Source organism: Lelliottia nimipressuralis (genome assembly GCF_004115925.1).
Taxonomy (GTDB): Bacteria; Pseudomonadota; Gammaproteobacteria; order Enterobacterales; family Enterobacteriaceae; genus Enterobacter; species Enterobacter nimipressuralis.
On record NZ_SDDX01000007.1, the window covers coordinates 1 to 22450 of the forward strand.

Below are 22450 nucleotides of genomic sequence, written 5' to 3' on the forward strand. Positions count from 1 at the left end.
CCAAACACGCATAAAAAAACCCGCCGAGGCGGGTTTTTTGTTGGGTGCTGTTTGTGCTTATCGGCCGAACAAATCTCGTTTTTTCGGTTTGAACGGCTGGGCAATCAGTACCAGCAGCGCCACCACGAAGTAGGCGACGAAAATACCGACCAGCCACTGCGGCATCTCCAGCGTCAGGAATTCCCACTGACGAACAGAGCAATCACCGGAAGCCACAAACACCTGCGGCAGCCACTTGTCCAGCGGCAGCCAGCCTGGGAAGCGGGCGGCAAAATCACAGGTCTGGAACGGTGAAGGATGCAGCTGCATCATGGTGTGCTGCCACGCCAGCTCAATGCCTTTCCAGGCACTGTACAACCAGAGGGCGATCCCGGCATAACGCAGCGGGGATTTTGGCGCAATCGCACCCACCAGCCCTGCACCCATAATACCGAACAGCGCACAACGTTCGTAAATACACAGCACACAGGGTTTCAGCAACATCACATGCTGGAACCAGAGCGCTACCATTTCCAGCGCAAAGGCGGTCAGGGCCATCAATAACCACGCTCCGCGACCGCGAGAGCATTGGTTCAAAAATCGCAACATAATCATTTCCCTGGAACAGGCTTAGAAAGCGCAGTGTAAACCAAAACGATTTTAGCGCCAGATGCTCCTGGCAAAATAAAACGTAATTGGATGTTTATAATGCAGAAAGTCAAACCGGGCAGCGAACCACCCGAATTCAGGGACTTAATGCGCGGCCAGTATACCTATTTGCAACAACCATTGCGTATAAGGAATGAGGGTAAATTTGACGCACAGCAAGCCGACAACGGTTAATACCAGCGTATACGGCAGCGCCATCCACACCATCCGACCGTAAGACAAACGAATCAGGGGAGCCAGCGCCGAGGTCAGCAGGAACAGAAACGCCGCCTGTCCGTTTGGCGTCGCCACCGACGGCAAATTGGTGCCAGTGTTAATCGCCACGGCCAGCAGCTCAAACTGGTTAATATTAATGGCCCCGTGTTCAAGCGCCGCTTTGGCCTCATTGATATACACCGATCCAACAAACACGTTATCGGAAATAGAAGAGAGCAGGCCGTTAAACAGATAAAAGAGCGACAGCTGCGAGTCGGGTGACGCCTGCAGGACAAAGTCGATAATCGGCGAGAACAGTTGCTGATCGATAATCACCGCCACAATGGCAAAAAACACCGCCAGCAGGGCAGTAAACGGCAGCGCTTCGGTAAATGCCTTGCCGATCGCATGTTCGTCGGTCACACCGGTAAACGACGTCGCCAGAATAATCACCGACAGGCCAATAAGCCCCACTTCCGCCAGGTGGAATGCCAGCGCGACGATAAGCCACACGCCGATGATACCCTGGGCGATCAGCGCCAGTTTTTCCTGACGGGTGCGCTGGCTGCGGCTTTTCAGATCAAATTCATGCAGCACATCGCGAACCGGGCCGGGCAACTGGGCGCCATAGCCGAAGCTTTTGGTTTTCTCGAGCAACACACAGGTCAGCAGCCCACAGACAAAGACCGGGACGCTCACCGGCGCCACGCGCAGGAAGAACTCGGTAAAGTTCCAGCCTGCGGCTTTCGCAATAATGAGGTTTTGCGGCTCGCCGACCATCGTCATTACGCCGCCGAGCGCCGTGCCGACGCCCGCGTGCATCATCAGGCTGCGCAGGAACGCACGAAACTGTTCCAGAACATCGCGCTTCGGCACGTCAATCTGGCTGTCATCCTGCAAATCACTCTCGGTTTTCGTTGAGGCCACGCGATGATAAATGCCGTAAAAACCGACGGCGACGCTTATCACCACCGCAACGACCGTCAGCGCATCGAGGAATGCGGAGAGAAACGCGGCAGCCAGACAGAAGGAGAGGGAAAGCACCGTTTTGGAACTAATACTCAGCAGCAGCCGCGTGAAGATAAACAGCAGCAGTTGCTTCATGAAGTAGATCCCGGCCACCATAAACATCAGCAGCAGGAGCACTTCCAGGTTAGTGGCCAGCTCGTCTTTCACGCGCTCTGCGCTGGTCATGCCGATAAACACCGCTTCAATCGCCAGCAGCCCGCCGGGAAGCAGGGGATAGCATTTCAGCGCCATTGCCAGGGCAAAGATAAACTCGGCCACCAGCAGCCAGCCGGCCACAAACGGCGAGAAGATAAACACCACAGGGTTAGCGATCAGAAAAATGAGCAGCGTCAGCTTGTACCAGTCGGGTGACTGACCTAAAAAATTGCGCCACAGGGCGCGTCCGTAAGACATTTCCACCAGAGAGTTCCTTCCTCGCCAAAGTTAAGCAAAACATTATTATACGCACAATTTGCATGAATAACGGCTGTCGACCAGGATGCTGTATTTGATAAAAATGAAACGGTGATCCCTTTTTTCCCGCGTCGCTGCGCTATCTGCCACTGTCAGCCTCTGGTATGATGAGTGAATTAGTTAAAGCTGTGTAATGGAAATCTCACTATGGTCATAAAGGCGCAAAGCCCGGCGGGTTTCGCTGAAGAGTACATCATTGAAAGCATCTGGAATAACCGTTTCGCTCCTGGAACGATTCTTCCCGCTGAACGTGAATTGTCTGAACTGATTGGCGTAACACGTACCACTTTACGCGAAGTTCTTCAGCGTCTGGCGCGTGATGGCTGGTTGACGATTCAGCACGGCAAACCGACCAAAGTGAATAACTTCTGGGAAACGTCGGGTCTGAACATTCTTGAAACGCTCGCCCGTCTCGATCACGAGAGCGTTCCACAGCTGATCGATAATTTGCTGTCGGTGCGCACCAACATTTCTACCATCTTTATCCGTACTGCCTTCCGTCAGCATCCTGAAAAGGCGCTGGAAGTGCTGGCGACGGCGACGGCGGTTGACGATCACGCGGATGCGTTTGCGACCCTCGATTACAACATCTTCCGTGGCCTGGCGTTTGCGTCGGGAAATCCGATTTATGGATTGATCCTTAACGGCATGAAAGGGCTGTACACCCGCATTGGTCGCCACTATTTCGCCAATCCGGAAGCGCGCAGTCTGGCGCTCGGTTTCTACCACAAGTTAAGCCAGCTTTGCACCGAAGGCCAGCACGATCAGGTCTATGAAACGGTGCGTCGTTACGGCCATGACAGCGGCGAGATCTGGCACCGGATGCAGAAAAATCTGCCGGGCGATTTAGCGATTCACGGTCATTAACAGAAAAAGCCTCTCGATTGAGAGGCTTTTTTTTGCCCGCTTAAAGGGCCTGAAGATGAGTCATACGAAAGCCGGGGAAGATGCGTCGCCACCCGGCAATGCGATTACAGCGTGTTTCCCCGCGCCGGGCAGCGCTCCAGCAGTTCCACGCTCCCGTCCTCGTTTTGCTGCTCCATCAACACGTCAAAGCCCCACAGGCGATGCACATGCTTGAGCACCTCTTTGCGGCCTTTATCCAGCGGCGCACGGTTGTGCGGAATATAGCGCAGCGTCAGAGAGCGATCGCCGCGTAAATCCACGTTCCACACCTGGATATTCGGTTCCAGATTGCTCAGGTTGTACTGAGAGGAGAGGCGCGAGCGGATCTCACGGTAGCCTTCCTCGTTGTGAATCGCCGATATCTCCAGATAATTATTACGATCGTCATCCAGAACGGTAAAGAAGCGGAAATCACGCATGATTTTCGGTGACATGAACTGGCTGATAAAGCTCTCGTCTTTAAAGTCGCGCATCGCGAAATGCAGCGTCTCCAGCCAGTCGGAACCGGCAATGTCCGGGAACCAGTATTTATCCTCTTCCGTCGGTGACTGACAGATGCGTTTAATATCCTGGAACATCGCAAAGCCGAGGGCATAGGGGTTAATCCCGCTATACCACGGGCTGTTATACGGCGGCTGGAAGACCACGTTAGTGTGGCTGTGCAGGAACTCGAGCATAAACCGCTCGGTCACTTTGCCTTCGTCATACAGGTGGTTCAGGATGGTGTAATGCCAGAACGTGGCCCAGCCTTCGTTCATCACCTGCGTCTGTTTTTGCGGATAAAAATACTGACTCACCTTACGCACGATGCGTAAGATTTCACGCTGCCACGGCTCCAGCAGCGGCGCATTTTTTTCCATAAAGTAGAGTAAGTTCTCCTGCGGCTCAGACGGATAACGCCGCGCTTCGGCGATCGTTTTCTCCTCTTCGCGTTTCGGCAGGGTGCGCCACAGCATATTCACCTGGCTTTGCAGATACTCTTCGCGACTTTTCTGCCGCGCTTTCTCCTCCTGGAGGGAGATTTTTTGCGGGCGTTTGTAGCGATCCACGCCGTAATTCATCAGCGCGTGACAGGAGTCGAGCAGTTTTTCCACCTCGTCCACCCCGTAGCGCTCTTCGCATTCGGTGATGTATTTACGGGCGAAAATCAGGTAATCGACAATCGAACTGGCATCGGTCCAGCTGCGGAACAGGTAGTTATTTTTGAAGAACGAGTTGTGCCCGTAACAGGCGTGCGCCATCACCAGCGCCTGCATGGTAATGGTGTTCTCCTCCATCAGATAGGCGATGCAGGGATTGGAGTTAATGACGATCTCATACGCCAGCCCTTGCTGGCCGTGCTTGTAGAGTCGCTCGGTCTCAATGAATTTTTTACCGAACGACCAGTGCGGGTAGTTGATCGGCATCCCGACGCTCGAGTAGGCGTCCATCATCTGTTCGGAGGTAATGACTTCGATCTGGTGCGGGTAGGTGTCCAGTCGATACAGCTTCGCCACCCGGTCGATTTCGGCCAGATAGACATCCAGCAGCTCGAAGGTCCAGTCGGGTCCATCGCTGAGACGAGTGCTGTCCTTGTTCATTGAGTCAAGTGTAGCCATTAGCGCGCCCTCGTTGTTGATAGCTCTCTCTAGTCTGGAGAACCTCTTTTCAAGCATAGAACAACGCGTTGAAAAGCGTGCTGACGCAGAAATTTTTTCTTTGCGATTTCCGATTTTTGATCCCGGAGAAAACGGCTATCTCGCAGAATTTTCTGCTGGTTAAAAAGAGCGCGCAGTAAAAGATCCTAAATAAGCGCCATCCCCGCTGGCTGGGGAAGATGTGAGTTAAGTCACCATAAAAAAGTCGTATGTTGAATAATATTTTCAACTAGGTTATCAATCTGTAATTAGAAGATTGTTCTTTTGCACATAACGGAGTGGCTATGCGTGTTGTCATACTGGGAAGTGGGGTTGTCGGCGTCACCAGCGCCTGGTATTTAAGTCAGGCGGGACACGAGGTGACGGTCATCGATCGCGAACCGGGATCGGCACTGGAGACCAGCGCGGCCAACGCCGGGCAGATCTCCCCAGGCTATGCGGCGCCGTGGGCGGCACCGGGCGTGCCGCTGAAGGCCATCAAATGGATGTTCCAGCGTCACGCGCCACTGGCGATTAGCCTCGACGGCACGCAATTCCAGCTCAAGTGGATGTGGCAGATGCTGCGCAACTGTGACACTCGCCACTACATGGAAAATAAAGGCCGCATGGTGCGCCTGGCAGAGTACAGCCGCGACTGCCTGAAAGAACTGCGCAACACCACCGGCATCGAATACGAAGGGCGGCAGGGCGGCACATTGCAGCTGTTCCGCACCGCGCAGCAGTATGAAAACGCCACTCGCGATATCGCCGTGCTGGAAGATGCTGGCGTGCCGTATCAGCTGCTCGAAGCCAGCCAGCTGGCGCAGGTTGAACCGGCGCTGGCAGAAGTGGCACACAAACTGACGGGCGGGCTGCGCCTGCCAAATGATGAAACGGGCGACTGCCAGCTCTTTACTCAGCGTCTGGCGAAGATGTGTGAACAGGCGGGCGTGACATTCCGCTATAACACCTCGGTCGATAAGCTGCTGTCAGAAGGCGAAAAAATCTACGGCGTGAAGTGCGGCGACGAAGTGATCAAAGCCGACGCCTATGTAATGGCGTTTGGCTCCTACTCCACGGCGATGCTGAAGGGCCTGCTGGATATTCCGGTCTATCCGCTGAAAGGCTACTCCCTCACCATTCCGGTGAAAGAGGACAACGGCGCGCCTGTTTCAACTATTCTTGATGAAACCTACAAAATCGCCATCACCCGCTTTGATAACCGGATCCGCGTCGGCGGAATGGCGGAAATTGTCGGCTTTAACACGGAATTGCTGCAACCGCGCCGCGAAACGCTTGAGATGGTGGTTCGCGATCTGTTCCCGCGCGGGGGCTTTGTCGAACAGGCCACGTTCTGGACCGGATTACGTCCTATGACGCCGGACGGCACGCCGATTGTCGGCCGTACGCCGTTTAAGAATTTATGGACTAACACCGGCCACGGCACGCTGGGCTGGACCATGGCCTGCGGTTCAGGGCAACTGCTGAGCGATTTGATCTCGGGCCGCACCCCGGCAATTCCGTTTGATGATTTAAGCGCCGCGCGCTATCAATCCGGATTTACGCCATCTCGCCCGCAGCATCTGCATGGCGCGCATAATTAACAAGGAGCTGTCATGTCCCGTCCTATTCTGGCTCAGCTGGATCTGCAGGCGTTAAAAAATAACCTGCAGATTGTCCGCCGTGCTGCGCCGGGCTCTCGCGTATGGTCGGTGGTGAAAGCCAACGGCTACGGCCACGGAATTGAGTCCATCTGGAGCGCGCTGAGCGCCACCGATGGTTTTGCGCTGTTGAATCTGGAAGAGGCGATCCTGCTGCGCGAACGCGGCTGGAAAGGGCCGATTCTGCTGCTCGAAGGCTTCTTCCACGCCGATGAACTGCCGCTTTTGGACAAGTACCGACTCACCACCAGCGTGCACAGCAACTGGCAAATCAAAGCGCTGCAAAACGCAAAATTGCATGCACCGCTGGATATCTATCTCAAGGTCAACAGTGGCATGAACCGCTTAGGCTTCCAGCCCGAGCGCGTGCATACGATGTGGCAGCAGCTGCGCGCCCTGAAAAATGTCGGTGAGATGACACTGATGGCGCACTTTGCCGATGCCGAAAAACCGGACGGCATTGCCGAGGCGATGGTGCGCATCAATCAGGCGGCAGAAGGGCTGGAGTGCGCCCGTTCGCTGTCAAACTCCGCCGCCACGCTCTGGCACCCGGAAGCCCATTACGACTGGGTACGTCCGGGCATTATTCTCTACGGCGCGTCGCCGTCCGGCCAGTGGCAGGACATCGCCAACAGCGGGCTGAAACCGGTTATGTCCCTGCGCAGTGAAATCATCGGCATTCAGACGCTGAAAGCGGGTGATACGGTGGGCTACGGCAGCCGCTATCGTGCCTCAGGCGAACAGCGTATTGGTATCGTGGCGGGCGGTTATGCTGACGGCTATCCACGTCTTGCGCCAACCGGCACGCCGGTGTGGGTCGATGGTGTGCGTACCGGCACCGTTGGCACCATTTCAATGGATATGATGGCGGTGGACTTAACCCCATGCCCGCAGGCAGGCATCGGTTCGCCGGTAGAGCTGTGGGGGAATGAGGTGAAAGTCGATGACGTGGCGTCGGCAGCGGGAACGGTAGGCTATGAAATGTTAACGGCACTGGCCCCGAGAGTGCCAGTAGTGACGGTGTAACGTTAAAATACCGGGTGGCGTTGTTGCCACCCGGCAAAACATCATTCTGACCCCTCGTCCTCCATCGGACGCACGCCCACCTTGCGCACCGCGTTATCCTCTTTCTCGGCCACCGTCCAGATCATCCCGGCAAACTCCACCTGGTCGCCCACGACCGGCGCGGCACCCAGCAGCTGCTGCACAATCTCACCCAGCGTCTGCTGTTTATCGCGATACTCCAGCCCCTCGTCGAGGCCGTAAATCAGCGCCACGTCGGCAAATTTGGCGTTCGCTTCCAGAATAAAATCACCGAAGAACCGCTGATCCAGCGCCACGGGCGGTGACTGGCTGAACAGCTTCCCGAGGGCAGGCAAATCGGTCTCACGACCAATGACGCACAAAATATCGCCCTCGCGCAGGCGAGTGCTGCCCGTCGGGTGCAGCAGAGCGTTATCGCGAAACAGCGCGGCAATCCGCGTTTCCGTCGGCATATGCAGGTCGCGCAGCGACGCGCCCACGCACCATTTGTCGGCGCTCAGCTGATAGACAAACTGCTCCCACGGGTTTTCCGGATGAATATCCAGCCCCACGCGCGAAACGGGCAGGCCAACCGGTGGCACCACCACTTTGGCCTTTTTCGCCGCCCAGCCAAGGGACGTACCCTGGAACAGCAGCGACACCAGTACCACGAAGAACGCGACATTGAAGAACAGCCGTGAATTATCCAGCCCCGCCATCATCGGGAAGACCGCCAGAATGATCGGCACCGCCCCGCGCAGGCCCACCCAACTGATAAAAATACGCTCGCGCAGGTTAAACCCCCGGAACGGCAGCAGCCCGGCAAACACCGACAGCGGACGGGCGAAGAAGATCATCCACGCCGAGAGGAGCAGCGCCGGAATGGCAATCGGCAGCAGATCGGACGGCGTCACCAGCAGCCCCAGCACCAGGAACATGCCGATTTGCGCCAGCCAGGCCAGGCCGTCGAAGTTCTGCAAAATGGCGTGGCGGTTGCGAATCGGGCGATTTCCCAGCAGAAAGCCACAGAGATAAACGGCGAGAATACCGCTGCCGTCCATCGCCGTTGTCAGGGCGAAAATCAGAATACCGCCGCTAAGCGCCAGCAAAGGGTACAGCCCGGCGGGCAGGGAGATGCGGTTAATCATCTGCTGCAACAGATAGCCGCCGGAAAGGCCGATGATAATCCCGAGGCCAAACTGCTGGAGAATATGCCAGGCAAACATCCAGCTCAGGCCGGATTCGTGCTGCTGGATCATCTCAATCAGGGTGATGGTCAGGAACACCGCCATCGGGTCGTTGCTGCCGGATTCAATCTCCAGCGTCGAGCCGACACGCTCGTTCAGCCCTTTGCCGCCGAGGAGGGAGAACACCGCCGCCGCATCCGTCGAGCCGACAATCGCGCCAATCAGCAATCCTTCCATGATATTCAGATGAAACAGCCAGGCGGCCATCATACCGGTCAGGCCGGAGGTGATCAGCACGCCGACGGTTGCCAGCGACAGGGCTGGGCCTAAGGCGACGCGAAACGAACTGGCCTGGGTGCGCATCCCGCCGTCCAGCAAAATCACCGCCAGCGCGAGGTTACTCACCATGTAGGCAAAGGGATAATTATCGAATGGAATCCCGCCGACGCCATCGATGCCCGCGAGCATGCCGATGGCCAGGAAGATAACAAGGATAGGTATGCCGAGACGCGATGAAAATGAACTTAATAAAATACTGCAGGTTACTAATACGGAACCCAGAATGAAAAGACTGATTATCGCTGCGGCATCCAATGTTGTCTTACTCCCACCTCAATGTTGTTGCTGATAATAAAACCCTATCATATTAACGACAAAAACAGCGTTTTATTGAGGTGGTTAAACCGCTTTTTTATGCCTTTAAGACAGGATGACCATGCAGGGTTAACCGGCTGTCCGCCTGCGAGTGCCAAAGCGTCGCCTGAGCGCCCAGCGGCAGGGTGACGGTTTGCTGCTCATGGCCAAACGCCAGCCCGTCGATCACCGGAATGTCGAGGCGCGAGCGCAGGTAATCGATCATGGTTTCCAGCGTATAACCCGCATCGTAATCGTTCGGCGTCGCGCCGCTGAAGCTGCCTAACACAACCGCGCGCTGACGCCCGAGAATACCGGCGTGCATCAGCTGCAACAGCATGCGCTCGACGCGGAACGGATGCTCGTTGATATCCTCCAGCACCAGAATGCCGTTCTCAATTTGCGGCAGCCACGGCGTGCCGATAAGCGACACCAGCATCGCCAGATTGCCGCCCCACAGCTGGCCTTCGCACTCACACTGCGGGCCGTTGCCTTGCCACTCCACGCTAAACGTTGGATTTTTCAAGGCGCGCCAGAAATGTTCCTCGGTAAAACGGTTCAACTCCGGTGCGCCGAAGTTCCCCGCCAGCATCGGCCCGCTAAAGGTGATGACGTTATGCAGGGCCAGCAGACCAAGCTGTATCACGGTGAAATCGCTGTGACCGCAGATCAGCAGCGGGTCCTGCTGCTGGCGTCGGGCAAGCCCGGCCCAGTCGATGGTCTCCAGCAAACGGCTCGCGCCATACCCGCCGCGCACCGCCAGAATAATCTGGTTTTCGCCTTCGAGGGTGACCAGGTCGTTGATATCAGCCACTCTTTGCTGCTCAGTCCCGGCAAAACGCTGCAGACGGCGGGGGATGATCGTCTGATTATCCACCCGATGGCCGGATGCCTCTAAACGCGTTACGCCAAGCCGGGCGGCGTCCTGATTAATGCAGTAGCCGGACGGGGCAACAAGATGAAACTGAGACATGGCAAATCCTTGCTGAATGAGAAACTAAATGCCTATATCATGCCGCCTGTATGCGGTCTGCTTCAAGGGGCGGATGCGTAACCGCGATGATCGGCTATAAGGATAGATGACGTGAAATTGAGATGGTTTGCTTTTTTGATTGTATTGCTGGCGGGCTGTAGTTCAAAACAGGATTATCAAAATCCGCCGTGGAACCCGGAAGTCCCTGTCAAACGTGCCATGCAGTGGATGCCGATCAGCGAAAAGGCCGGGAAAGCGTGGGGCGTCAGTCCGCGACTGGTGACGGCCATTATTGCAGTCGAATCCGGCGGCAACCCGACGCTGGTCAGCAAATCAAATGCAGTGGGCTTAATGCAATTGAAAGCCTCCACCGCCGGGCGTGAAGTTTACCGCTACATGGGCTGGAGCGGGCAGCCGTCCACCAGCGAGCTGAAAAACCCGGAGCGTAATATCTCCATGGGTACCGCGTATCTGAGCATTCTGGAACACGGTGTGCTGAAAGGCATCGAAGATCCCGAAGTGATGCAGTATGCGCTGGTAGTGTCGTATGTGAACGGGGCGGGGGCGCTGCTGCGAACCTTCTCGTCGGATCGCAAAAAGGCCATCAATGAAATTAACGGCATGGACAAAGACGAATTCTTTGAGCATGTGGTGAACAACCATCCGGCACCACAGGCTCCACGCTACATCTGGAAAGTTCAGAAAGCGATGGACGCCATGTAATGCCCTGGCCGGGCAGCGAGATGCTGTCCGGCGCCTTCAGAGAACCTTATTCGCACGTTCTCGCGCTTCTCGCTCTAACGAGAAGATAATACGTTGAAGCTCCCTTTCGGCCCCAGGCCCGACATTCAGAAAGCGAAAACTGAGTCGTGGTGTGGTGATGGTCTCATTTTTGCTGTCCACCACTTTGCGTTCGCTAATGGCAATCAGCTGCGCATCAAAGTAAAAACGTCCCCAGCCGCCCATATCCAGTTCGATTTGTGAAAAACGCATCCCTTCCACCAGTCCGTCCGGTCGTGGTGTGTCCATCAGCGCGCCCATCCCGCCGAGCGACAGGTCGAACAGGCGAAAGCGAATCTCTTTTTTGTCCGGCATTCTGGCCTTACAAAAATAGGAGGGGTGCAGCGGGGCGTTAATCCGAAAATATTCCCGACGCTGGACAAACCACAGGCTCTCCGGCAGCGGGGTGATAAAAGCGGGCAGATTGAGATAATCACCTTGTTCCACATGAGGCAGGACAAACTCAACCTTTGCCCCTTTGGTTTCCGCCATCACAGAAAGATTTTTTGCGCGCAGTACCGCCCGGTTTTCATACTCCTGGCTACCGAGGTCGATGACCAGACGCTCCGGAGTGGCTTCCAGAATCTTACTGATAAACTGGTTCGACGCCCAGCTGATGCGCACCGGCACTTCGCCCTTGTGCAGGTCGCGTAATACCCCTAATACAGCCAGCGGATTTTGCTTCAGGAACTGCTCACTGTAATTACTCACGCCGAATGGCTCCTCGGTTGTCTGACGGACTGTCCCTGAAGTATCGGCAATGGGCGTCAGAACTTAATACAAACCGGTGATTTTTTTTCAAAAATGAGAGGGAATTAAGTCGGTGAGAAAAAACGGTTTTAGCGCAGTGACCTATACTTAAGTCACTTGCGCGAAACATTTTCAGCGCATGCATTTCATCTGCAAGAGGGCATCGCTATGGGTATTATCGCCTGGATTGTTTTTGGTCTTATCGCCGGCGTGATCGCAAAATTCATTATGCCGGGGCGTGATGGTGGCGGCTTCATTCTGACCTGCGTGCTGGGGGTTATCGGTGCGGTTGTCGGCGGCTGGCTGGCGACCATGTTTGGCGTCGGCGGCAGCGTCAGCGGATTTAACCTGCACAGCTTCCTGGTGGCGGTGGTCGGTGCCATCGTCGTCCTTGCGATTTTCAGACTGCTCAGACGCACATAAACCGCTAAAAACGCAAACGGCTCTCCCTGAGGGCCGTTTTTTTTGTCCGCATATTGCTTTGTTAATCGAAATGAGAATAATTGTCGTTCTTTATATCATCTAATAATAAGACGACACTATGAACACCTCGCGTTTTGCAGTATGTGCGTTGGCAGGCGCGGTCACACTGGCGTTGCAGACTTGCGCGTTTGCGGAAGAATCAACCATTCTCGTGACCGGATCAGAACAGGGCAGCCAGCTTCCTGAGTGGACAAACAGTGCCACCAAATCAGCCGTTGCCGAGAGTAAAACCCCGCAGGTCATCAACACCATTTCCGCCACGGAGATCGAACAGCGTCACGCGAATTCGGTCAACGAAATCCTGCGCTATGCCCCGGGCGTGTCGACGGAAGTGCGCGGCAATACCTCCTATATGAGTGAATATAAGATCCGCGGATTCACCGTCGAGCAGGAGTATTACAACGGTCTGCAGCTGCCCTACAATGTCACCGGGAACACCAAAGCGCGCATCGATCCGCAGCTGATCGAGAGCGTGGACATCCTCAAAGGCCCCGCCTCTGTGCTGTACGGCGGCGGCTCGCCGGGCGGGCTGGTCAATATTCAGGGCAAAAAGCCGCAAAAAACCGCGCAAACGGAAGTGGGCTTTAACACCGGGACGCGCAATCTGAAAGAGGGCTATCTCGATTCCACCGGGCAGATTGCCGACAGCGACTGGGACTATCGTCTGCTGGGCAAAGCGACGGAAGGCGACGATCAGCCGCACACCACGCGCACGGAAAACTACCTGGTGGCACCGTCCGTGACCTGGCAGCCAGACAGCAAAACGCGCCTGACCCTTGATGCGCTCGCACAAAACAGCCCAAGCCTGACGCCGTCTAACCCGCTTCCGCTTTCGTATCTGCGTTCCAAATATGCCGATCGCCGCGATTATGCAGGCGACGAATGGAGCGGTTTCAAACAGCGCCAGTGGATGCTGGGCTACAGCTTTGAACACCAGTTTGATAGCGGCTGGGGCTTCAGTCAGAAAGCGCGCTATTTCGACGTGGATACGCACCAGCGCAGCATCTACTCCACAGGGCCAGGCGCAAACGTGTACGAGCTAAACCGCTTTGCTTACACCACCGATGAAGACCTGCAGAGTTTCAACATGGATAACCAGGTCACCAAAACGCTGGAGCTGGGCGACTGGAAGCACCATTTGCTGGCAGGCTTCGACTACCAGAAGCTCAATTCCCACTTCCACTATCGCTATGCGGCGAATACGCCGGGTATCGAAATGCGTAACCCGGACTACACGCAGGTCAACGACGGTTCGCTCGGTCTCTACACCGCGCAGAAAAATCGCCTGAGCTATCAGCAAAACGGGTACTACCTGCAGGATCAGATCGAATTCGGCGGGCTGAATCTGCTCGGCAGCCTGCGCTACGACGACTATCGCTCCGTCACCACCGACTATCTGCAAAACGGTGACAAAGCCTGGGTATCGCAGGATCGCGTCACTAAACGTCTGGGGGCGTTGTACGCCTTTGAAAACGGTATCTCGCCGTTTATCAGCTACTCCGAAGGCTTTGCGCCCGTTTCACCGCAGGGCACGCTGACCGCTAAAAACGTCAAGCCAACCACCAGCAAACAGGTGGAAGGCGGGGTGAAATACCTGCTGGAAGAGTACGCGACCACCTTTACCGCGTCGGTGTTTAACATTCGCCAGAAAAATGTGGTCACGACCGATCCGGGCTTCCTGAACTATCGTCAGACCGGTGAAGTGGAATCGAAGGGGGCGGAATTGTCTGCCGTCAGCCGTCCGACGGATAACCTGACGCTGATCGCCAATTACGCCTACACCCACGCGATCAACACGGAAGATGATAAATACCAGGGGAAACGCCCGACGCAGGTGCCGGAAAACGCCTTTAACCTGTGGGGGGACTACACCTTCGACAGCACGCCGCTGAAAGGGCTGAACCTCGGCGCAGGCGCACGCTACACCGGGCCGATGGAGATCGCGCCGACCAACGATCAGGGTAAACTGGGCGGCACGACGCAGTACGATCTGGCCGCCTCTTATCAGATGGGTGAAGTTCTGCCGTCGCTGGCCGGGCTAACCCTGAAAGCCAGCGCGCAGAACATCACCAACAAAGAGACGTTTACCTGCTACGACGCGACAAACTGCTGGATTGGCCGCGACCGCACGGTTCAGGTGGGGGCGAGCTACAGCTTCTGATTTTCCTCTGATGTCTCACCCTCTCTTGCGTGAGAGGGTGAGAGTACCAGCCGAACAATCCTACTGCGCGGCACTCTTCTGCACAGGCGCCACATCATCGTTCGCCGCAGGCTGAGTCGCCGGCAGGCTGTCGCACGGTTTCTCTTTCGGACAGACTAAATCAAGCATTTTCAGCGTCACGCCGTTGGTCCAGCCGAAACCGTCCTGCAACGGATACTCACCGCCGCCTCCGCCGGTGCCGGTGGTCGACACATCATATTTCTCCACCAGCTTCTGCTCGCGGTCGTAGGTATGCTGCACGTTCGTCAGGAAGCGCCAGGTGACATCCATCGCCACTTTCTTATGACCGTAGTTTTGCAGCCCTTCGGCCGCCACCCACTGCAAGGGCGCCCAGCCGTTTGGCGCGTCCCACTGCTGGCCGCTGTTGATAGTGGTGGTAGTCACGCCACCCGGTTTCAACAGGCGTGACGCGGTGGCACTCGCCACTTTATCGGCCCGCTCTTTGGAGGCGGCGTTGACGTACAGCGGGAACAGGGCGGCGGCAGTCAGCTGATTACGTACCTTTTTGCTCTTCAGATCGTAATCGGCGTACCAGCCCTCTTTGTCATTCCACAGATGGCTCTCGATCGCTTTTTGTCGCGCGTTGGCCAGAGTTTCATAGCGGTTTGCGCGCTCGGTATCGCCTGATTCCTGGCTGGCTTTGGCGAGCAATTTTTCCATTTTGAACAGCAGGGCGTTCAAATCTACCGGCACAATGCTGGTGGTACGAATGGTGCCAAGTTTTTGCGGATCGTCCATCCAGCGGGAGCTAAAGTCCCAGCCGGAGGCGGCAGCGGAGCGCAGGTCACGGTAGATTTCCGTCGCTGGACGGTTCGGGTTGTTTTTGGCGGTGGTCACGTCATCGAGCCAGGATTCCGGACGCGGCGTGTCGCGATCGTCCCAGTAGCGGTTCAGAATCGCGCCGTCATCCAGTTTCACTACCCGTTTGTTGGCCTGACCCGGCTGCAGCGTCTCCACACCCTCCATCCAGTAGGTGTACTCTTTTTCCATCTGCGGCAGATAGGTTTTCAGCGCCTCTTTATCGTGCGTGGCGAGCAGTTCGACCATCAGGGAGAAAAACGGCGGCTGCGAACGGCTCAGATAGTAGCTGCGGTTGCCGTTGGGAATATGGCCCCAGGTGTCGATCTCATAGCCGAAGTTGGCCACCATATCGCTGATTTTGTCCCAGTGATCGCTCTCGGCCAGCCCCAGCATGGTGAAATAGCTGTCCCAGTAATAGACTTCGCGGAAACGGCCACCCGGCACCACATAAGGTTTCGGCAGCGGCAGCAGCGAATCCCACTTATCGGCTTTATCGGTGGTGCGCGTCAGCACTGGCCACAGGCCATCAATATGCTCGCGCAGGCTCTGTCCGGCAGGCGGAACGTATTTTTCGCCTTCAGCAGGAAGGGTAAAATTCATCTCGACGAAATGGCGCAGGTCAAATCCGCGTTGCAGATGCTGCATACGGTAATCCGCCAGAATCATCAGGGGATCGCTTTTCGGCACCGCGTCGGCGAAGGTTTTTTGATCGGGGAACAGCTTAGCGCTTTGCACATCACTGAACAGGGGACCGAGCAGAATATCCGGCGACTGTTTTTGTGTGGAAGGTAACTCATCAGCGAAGCTCAGTGCGGCGACGCTCAGCATCGCGCCCCCCAGTGCCACACGCAGCGCCAGCGGCAGGCGTGCAGGACGGCGCATTTCAGTTCTCGTCATCGGTTTTTCTCCTTTTTATTCTCGCGAGCAGCGTCGCCGCTGCCGTCAATCACCTGAAAACCTTAGACGAATATGGCCGTTTTCGCGTGTCGAATATCCCATTTTTCGCAAAACCAGACTCTTTACCCACACAGGAATAATCAGTAATAAAGCGTTAATATATATCTGCTGTTTATTGTTTTTAATTTCTTAATAGGTAATGTGATTGAATAAGCCTGAATGAATTAAGGCTCTCACTAATTACAAATGTGATCGCGTGCATTATTTATTGCCGTTTTTATGAAGAAACACTTCTTAGCGATCACATAAATTAAAAAACATAATTAACGGATGAAAAAACGTAATGGAACCGTCGGGCACAATTAGGCGAAATATCGCTGTTTATTGGCCGCAGTAATTTATCAGGAAGGAATCCATGAGAATAAAGTTGATTGTGTTAGCCGTCAGCGTAATTTGCTCGGCGGGAGGATATGCTGCGCACCGCGCGCCCACTCTGGAAGAGAAACTTGCACAGCTGGAAGCACGCCTGGAAAAGGCTGAAAGCCGGGCGGAGAAGGCCGAAGCGCAAATTGAGCAATTACAGCAACAGCAGACGGTCGTCGCCAAAACAGAACCGACCGTGGCGGTGGAATCAGCCGAGCCGGTCACCGCGTCGGCGTTACCGAAACTGACGCTTTCTGGCTACGGCGATATTAAATTTTACGGCGACGTCGAATTTAACATGGATGCGGCCAGCAGGAGCGGTGCATTGACGTCGATAAAAACCAGTGCGAATAAAGACTGGGCATCGGGAAATAATGAACGCTGGGATATTAACGGGCGTCTGCTGTTAGGCTTTGACGGTTATCGTCGAATGGATGACGGTAATTTTGCCGGATTCTCGGTGCAGCCGCTGGCAGATCTCACCGGCAAAATGAATCTCGATGATGCCGTATTCTTCTTCGGCAATGAGAATAACTGGAAGATCAAAGTCGGGCGTTTTGAAGCCTACGATATGTTCCCGCTCAATCAGGATACCTTTATCGAATATTCCGGGAATACGGCCAACGATCTCTACAGCGACGGCTACGGCTATATCTACATGATGAAAGAGGGCCGGGGACGTAGCGACAGCGGTGGCAACTTCCTGATGAGCAAAACCCTGGATAACTGGTATTTCGAGGTCAACACGCTGCTGGAAGACGGCAGCACGCTCTTTGTCGACAAGCAGTATCACGGCATCAATCTCGATAACGACAAAAACGTGGCCTATATCCGCCCGGTCATCGCCTGGCAGAGCGGACGCTTCTCAACGGCGGTGGCGATGGAGAGTAACCTCGTCAACAACGCCTACGGCTATCGTGACGCGTCAGGGCAGTGGGTCGATCAGTCCGATCGCACCGGTTACGGTTTCACGATGACCTGGAATGGGCAGCAAACCGATCCGCAAGACGGCGTTGTGGTGAACCTGAATACCGCTTACATGGATGCCACGGATGAAACCGATTTTACCGCGGGGACTAACGCCCTGTGGCACAACATCGAGCTGGGCTACATTTACGCCCACAACGAGGTGGATAAATTCAACTCCGCGAATGTGTACGATAACTGCGATAACGACTGCTGGATAACCGATCCAGGCGATTACGATATTCATACCCTTCACGCGTCGTATCTCATCCCGAACGTGATGAATATGAAGAACTTTAATATCTATCTCGGGGCGTACGCCTCCTGGGTGGAGGCGCATCCGAATAAGGGCGCTGATAACAACGACGATCGCTACGGCGGCCGTGTTCGCTTTAAGTACTACTTCTGACGCCTAGCCAGTCAGACCTCTTCGGGGGTCTGGCTGGTTTCCCGCAGGGTTCCCGGCGCATGGCCGACGATGCGTTTAAACGCCCGGCTAAAGGCCGCCAGCGATCCATATCCCAGCCGCAACGCCACGGTTTCAATCGCCTGATGTTCATGCCGAATGTACTGAATGGCGAGGCGCATCCTGAGTTCACTCAAATATTTGGCAGGCGTAGTGCCGGTGGCGGATAAAAACCGCTCGGCAAAGACCGAACGTGAAGTACCAGCCTCTTTTGCCAACTCCGCCACGCTCCAGTTGACGCCCGGCTGCTGGTGCATGGCATAAATCGCACGGCTCAGACGTGGGTCGCGGAGTACCTGCACCCAGCCCGTGGCTTTTCCGCAGCCCGCTTCCACCCAGCCGCGCACGATGAGGGCGGCCACCACATCGGCGAGACGCGCCAGAATCCCGGCGAAACCGACCTGCCGGGTCATGGATTCCCGCTCCATCGCCGCCAGCAGCGGGTGGATCTCCGGCCAGGTCGACATCAGACGGCTCACCATCATCACTTCCGGCATCGCTTTGATCAGGGGCTGCATCCCGCCCAGCTCAAAATCCATACATCCGCTGAATATCACCACGTTTTCGCTTTCCGGGCACGCCTCGCAGGTGATGGCGCACACGGAGTTGCAAATCGGCTCGCTGGGAAACGCCGACACCGGGGTGACGGTGGCATTTTCATCCGACAGCAGGGCGTGGGCATTGCCGTTGGGAATAAACAGCGCATCGCCGCTGCTCAGGGTAAACACCGCGCCGCTCTCCATGCGCAGCACCGCTGAACCGTGGCTGACGAAATGAAACTGCGCCTTGCCGGGGGCCTGGGTGAACGCCACGCCAAAAGGGGCGCTGGCCTCGATCCGGCGGTACTTCACGCCGGAGAGACGCATTCCACGTAAAAGCTCACTGATTAAATCGGGCGACTGAACGGTCATGGGCACAACTCCGGACGAATTATCAATAAGTGAAGATTATATGTCATAGATCGTCCAGGGGGAACGCTCTATGCTTTTGCGACGGTTGTCACATTTTTCTAACGGGAGAGCAACAGATGAATTCAACTATTGCGGCGAGCGAGGCCATAGCGCCCGCAAAACCCGCCTGGCGAGCGGTCTATTCACTGGGACTGGGGGTGTTTGGCCTGATTACGGCGGAGTTTTTACCGGCCAGTTTGTTAACGCCGATGGCTGCCAGTCTCGGTGTCAGTGAAGGGATGGCCGGGCAAGCGGTGACCGCAACGGCGCTGGTCGCACTGGTGACTGGGCTGCTGATTACGCCCGCCACCAAAAGTATCGACCGCCGCTGGGTGCTGATGTTTTTCTCTGTGCTGCAAATTATCTCCAGCCTGCTGGTGGCCTTTGCGCCCAATTTGCAGGTACTGCTGATGGGACGCCTGCTGTTAGGCATCGCTATCGGCGGCTTCTGGGCAATGTCCACGGCCACGGCGATGCGGCTGGTTCCGGCCGATAAAGTGCCGAAAGCGCTGGCGGTGATCTTCTCCAGCGTGTCGATCGCAACCGTGGTCGCCGCGCCGCTCGGCAGCTATCTGGGCAGCCTGATCGGCTGGCGTAACGTCTTTATCCTCTGCATTCTGCCGAGCATGCTGGCGCTGCTCTGGCAACTGTGGGTGCTCCCGTCAATGAAACCGGAGAGCAGCGGCAGTCTCGGGACCTTGCTGCGCGTGCTGCGCCGCCCTGGCATGATCGGCGGGCTATTAGCCACGGTGCTGATTTTTAGCGGTCACTTTGCCTTCTTTACCTACCTGCGCCCGTTCCTTGAAACCGTCGGGCAGGCGAGCGTCGAGAGCATTTCGCTGATCCTGCTGGGCTTTGGCCTCGCCAATTTCGTCGGCACCTCGATTGCCGGGCATCTGCTGGCGCGCAATTTACGTCTGACGCTGGCGCTGGTGCCGTTTGCAATGGGCGTTCTGGCGCTGATCATGGTGGCATACGGCCATCTGGCGATACTCGACGGGCTGCTGGTGGCGCTGTGGGGCTTTGCCTTTGGCCTGGTGCCGGTGGGCTGGTCGACCTGGCTTGCGACCACGGTGCCGGACGAAGCCGAAAGTGCGGGTGGCTTGCTGGTGGCGTCGATTCAGTTTGCGATTGGTGCCGGTGCGGCAGGCGGCGGGGCGGTGTTTGATCTCAACGGTGCCAGCGGGGTATTCGCCGGAAGCGGCTTGCTGCTGGTGAGCGCAATGGTAATTGTCTTGATGGGCGTTCGTGTCAAAGCGGAATAACGGTTAAAAGCCGGGTGGCGGCGATGTCGCCACCCGACGCGGTTTTTACACCCCTTTGCGATCCATCAGCAGCGCCAGATCGACCAGGCGGTTCGAGAAGCCCCACTCGTTGTCATACCAGGCGAGGATCTTCACCATATTGCCGCCAATGACCAGCGTAGAAAGCCCGTCGATAATCGATGAGCGCGGATCGCCCTGATAATCACTTGATACTAACGGCTCGTCGCTGTAGCCCAGAATGCCCTGCAATGGCCCGGCAGAGGCCGCTTCACGAAACGCGGCGTTGACCTCATCCACCGTTACCTCCCGGCTCAGGGTAACCGTCAAGTCGACAATCGACACCACCGGCACCGGAACGCGCAGGGAATACCCGGTCAGACGTCCGTCCAGCTCAGGAATCACTTTCCCCAGCGCCTTCGCCGCGCCGCTGGAGTAGGGGACAATCGACAGGGCCGCCGCCCGCGCGCCGCGCAGATCTTTCTCCGGCTGGTCGTGCAGTGCCTGGCTGTTGGTGTAGGCGTGAGTGGTGTTCATCAGGCCATGTTCGATGCCGAAGTGTTGATGCAGCACCTGCGCGGCGGGTGCCAGACCGTTCGTGGTGCAGCTGCCGTTGCTCACCACAAAGTGCTGAGCCGGATCGTACAGCCGATCGTTCACGCCCATCACCACGGTCAAATCGTCGTTTTTACCCGGGGCGGAGATGATGACGCGTTTTGCGCCGCCGCTCTCAATATGCACCGCCGCTTTCTCGCGGTCAGTGAAGAAGCCGGTCGCTTCAATCACCACGTCCACTTCAACGTTACGCCACGGAATAGCGGCCGGGTCGCGCTCGCTGAAGACCCTAATCAGTTTGCCATCCACCTGCAGATGATTATCGGCAGCCTCAACGGATACCGGTAGCGTCCCTAACAGGGAATCGTATTTCAGCAGATGGGCGAGGGTCTTACTGTCCGTCAGATCGTTAATCGCCACGATCTGAATCTCCGGGTTACCGAGGGCGGCGCGTAAGAAATTGCGACCGATTCTGCCGAAACCATTAATACCGACCTTAACCATGATGCACTCCTTAACTGTGGTGTCTGGAGTCACTGTAGGCTTCAGGTGAAATGGCGTAAATGACAAAAAAGGATCAGATTACGCCATTTTGCGGCAGTGGAATCGTTGACGATACTCGCTGGGGGTAAGGTGGAGCTGTTTCTCAAACACCCGGCGCAGGTTGATGCTGCTGCCAAATCCGCTCTGCTCGGCGATGCGGTCCAGCGGCTCGCTTGTCTGCTCCAGCAGCTGACGGGCGGCGGCGAGACGGGCTTCCATCACGTAGCGTGCCGGAGAGGCGCCCGTTTCACGGGTAAAGACCCGGGTGAAATTGCGCGGGCTCATGGCCGCTTGCTCCGCCAGTTTTTCGACGCACAGATCGGCCGTGAGATTGTTAAGAATCCAGGTTTGCAATTCGCTGACCGGCCCGGCACTGGCGGATGAATTCAGGTTGTAGCGGCTGAACTGCAGCTGCCCGCCGGGACGGCGCAAATACATCACCAGATCCTGGGCCACGTCTCGCGCCAGGGTAAAACCGTAGTCCTCTTCAACCAGCGCCAGCGTGAGATCAAACCCGGAACTCACCCCGCCGGATGTCCAGATGGGACCATCCTGAATATAGAGCGGGCCGCCTACGACGTTGATGGCAGGCCAGCTTTTTTGCATCGTCTCCAGCAGCCGCCAGTGGGTGGTCGCGCGACGTCCGTCCAGCAGGCCGCTTTGTGCCAGCAGCATCGCCCCGCCACAAATCGAGGCGATGCGCCGGGCATGGGGCGCGGCCAGATGCAGCCAGTCCACCACGGCGGTGCTCTCCAGCTCGTTCATCCCACGTCCGGTGATGATAATGGTGTCGAGCGGCTCACGCGGATCCAGCTCCGGCAGACGATAGTCCGCCAGCAGGTTTAACCCGGACTGACCGTGGATCACCTGGTGTGGCTGGGTGGTGGCGATAATAATGCGATAGCGAGGCTGGGCGAGGCCTTCCGGATGGAGCTGGTTGGCCTGCATCAGAATGTCTGCGATACCGGCGGCTTCGAACAACATGCCGCCGTCAGGGACGATAATCAGGATTTTCTTCATGTCCTGAAA

At 56.4% G+C, this 22450-nt stretch carries 18 protein-coding genes; 8 read left to right on the plus strand and 10 right to left on the minus strand.

Annotated elements, in window-relative coordinates; all coding sequences use genetic code 11:
• Positions 1–57: 57 nt before the first annotated feature.
• Together dsbB and nhaB are read right to left on the minus strand one after the other, a co-directional pair.
• Positions 58–588, minus strand: coding sequence for a disulfide bond formation protein DsbB (gene dsbB / locus ETG88_RS05965; protein ID WP_100779839.1), 531 nt, complete (start codon positions 586–588; stop codon positions 58–60).
• Positions 589–732: 144 nt separating this feature from the next.
• Positions 733–2271, minus strand: coding sequence for a Na(+)/H(+) antiporter NhaB (gene nhaB / locus ETG88_RS05970; RefSeq protein ID WP_107703383.1), 1539 nt, complete (start codon positions 2269–2271; stop codon positions 733–735).
• Positions 2272–2472: 201 nt separating this feature from the next.
• Here nhaB and fadR point away from each other — a divergent pair, with 201 nt between their 5' ends.
• A complete protein-coding gene (gene fadR / locus ETG88_RS05975) occupies positions 2473–3192 on the plus strand; it encodes a fatty acid metabolism transcriptional regulator FadR (RefSeq protein WP_100779841.1) in 720 nt (239 codons plus the stop codon).
• 104 nt (positions 3193–3296) lie between these two features.
• Here fadR and ETG88_RS05980 read toward each other — a convergent pair whose 3' ends face one another.
• The gene (locus ETG88_RS05980) at positions 3297–4829 is read right to left on the minus strand and encodes a SpoVR family protein (RefSeq protein WP_100779842.1); all 1533 of its coding nucleotides are present in this window, start codon (positions 4827–4829) and stop codon (positions 3297–3299) included.
• Between the two features lie 323 nt (positions 4830–5152).
• Here ETG88_RS05980 and ETG88_RS05985 point away from each other — a divergent pair, with 323 nt between their 5' ends.
• Both ETG88_RS05985 and dadX read left to right on the plus strand, forming a co-directional pair.
• Positions 5153–6451 carry a D-amino acid dehydrogenase gene (locus tag ETG88_RS05985; protein ID WP_102103949.1) on the plus strand — a complete coding sequence of 433 codons (1299 nt, stop codon included), beginning with the start codon at positions 5153–5155 and terminating at the stop codon, positions 6449–6451.
• Between the two features lie 12 nt (positions 6452–6463).
• Positions 6464–7534: a catabolic alanine racemase DadX gene (dadX, locus tag ETG88_RS05990; RefSeq protein WP_102103948.1), complete on the plus strand. Its 1071-nt coding sequence runs from the start codon at positions 6464–6466 to the stop codon at positions 7532–7534.
• Positions 7535–7575: 41 nt separating this feature from the next.
• On the opposite strand, the gene ETG88_RS05995 is transcribed toward dadX, so the two are convergent.
• Positions 7576–9312: a potassium/proton antiporter gene (locus ETG88_RS05995; protein ID WP_100779845.1), complete on the minus strand. Its 1737-nt coding sequence runs from the start codon at positions 9310–9312 to the stop codon at positions 7576–7578.
• 97 nt (positions 9313–9409) lie between these two features.
• Positions 9410–10324 (minus strand): muramoyltetrapeptide carboxypeptidase, encoded by a 915-nt coding sequence (ldcA, locus tag ETG88_RS06000; protein ID WP_129034933.1) that lies wholly within the window; start codon positions 10322–10324, stop codon positions 9410–9412.
• A 111-nt stretch (positions 10325–10435) separates the two neighbouring features.
• On the opposite strand from ldcA, the gene emtA reads away from it, so the two are divergent.
• On the plus strand, positions 10436–11047 hold the full coding sequence (emtA, locus tag ETG88_RS06005; protein WP_100779847.1) for a membrane-bound lytic murein transglycosylase EmtA: 612 nt from the start codon (positions 10436–10438) through the stop codon (positions 11045–11047).
• A gap of 36 nt (positions 11048–11083) precedes the next feature.
• Here the strand turns inward: emtA and ycgR are convergent, their stop codons facing one another.
• On the minus strand, positions 11084–11815 hold the full coding sequence (gene ycgR / locus ETG88_RS06010) for a flagellar brake protein YcgR (protein ID WP_100779848.1): 732 nt from the start codon (positions 11813–11815) through the stop codon (positions 11084–11086).
• Positions 11816–12022: 207 nt separating this feature from the next.
• Here ycgR and ETG88_RS06015 point away from each other — a divergent pair, with 207 nt between their 5' ends.
• Positions 12023–12277, plus strand: coding sequence for a GlsB/YeaQ/YmgE family stress response membrane protein (locus ETG88_RS06015; protein WP_100779849.1), 255 nt, complete (start codon positions 12023–12025; stop codon positions 12275–12277).
• A 118-nt stretch (positions 12278–12395) separates the two neighbouring features.
• Entirely contained in the window at positions 12396–14498 is a 2103-nt protein-coding gene (locus ETG88_RS06020; protein ID WP_129034934.1) for a TonB-dependent siderophore receptor, read from the plus strand.
• 60 nt (positions 14499–14558) lie between these two features.
• On the opposite strand, the gene ETG88_RS06025 is transcribed toward ETG88_RS06020, so the two are convergent.
• Positions 14559–16256 carry an alpha,alpha-trehalase gene (locus tag ETG88_RS06025; RefSeq protein ID WP_129034935.1) on the minus strand — a complete coding sequence of 566 codons (1698 nt, stop codon included), beginning with the start codon at positions 16254–16256 and terminating at the stop codon, positions 14559–14561.
• A gap of 415 nt (positions 16257–16671) precedes the next feature.
• Between ETG88_RS06025 and ETG88_RS06030 the strand changes: the two genes are divergently transcribed.
• The gene (locus ETG88_RS06030; protein WP_129034936.1) at positions 16672–18054 is read left to right on the plus strand and encodes a carbohydrate porin; all 1383 of its coding nucleotides are present in this window, start codon (positions 16672–16674) and stop codon (positions 18052–18054) included.
• 11 nt (positions 18055–18065) lie between these two features.
• Here ETG88_RS06030 and ETG88_RS06035 read toward each other — a convergent pair whose 3' ends face one another.
• On the minus strand, positions 18066–19022 hold the full coding sequence (locus ETG88_RS06035) for an AraC family transcriptional regulator (RefSeq protein ID WP_129034937.1): 957 nt from the start codon (positions 19020–19022) through the stop codon (positions 18066–18068).
• Positions 19023–19138: 116 nt separating this feature from the next.
• On the opposite strand from ETG88_RS06035, the gene ETG88_RS06040 reads away from it, so the two are divergent.
• Positions 19139–20326, plus strand: coding sequence for an MFS transporter (locus ETG88_RS06040; RefSeq protein ID WP_129034938.1), 1188 nt, complete (start codon positions 19139–19141; stop codon positions 20324–20326).
• A 45-nt stretch (positions 20327–20371) separates the two neighbouring features.
• On the opposite strand, the gene gap is transcribed toward ETG88_RS06040, so the two are convergent.
• Together gap and ETG88_RS06050 are read right to left on the minus strand one after the other, a co-directional pair.
• A complete protein-coding gene (gene gap, locus ETG88_RS06045; RefSeq protein ID WP_129034939.1) occupies positions 20372–21382 on the minus strand; it encodes a type I glyceraldehyde-3-phosphate dehydrogenase in 1011 nt (336 codons plus the stop codon).
• Between the two features lie 78 nt (positions 21383–21460).
• Positions 21461–22441, minus strand: a complete 981-nt coding sequence (locus ETG88_RS06050) for a GlxA family transcriptional regulator (RefSeq protein WP_100779856.1) — start codon at positions 22439–22441, stop codon at positions 21461–21463.
• Positions 22442–22450 lie beyond the last annotated feature (9 nt).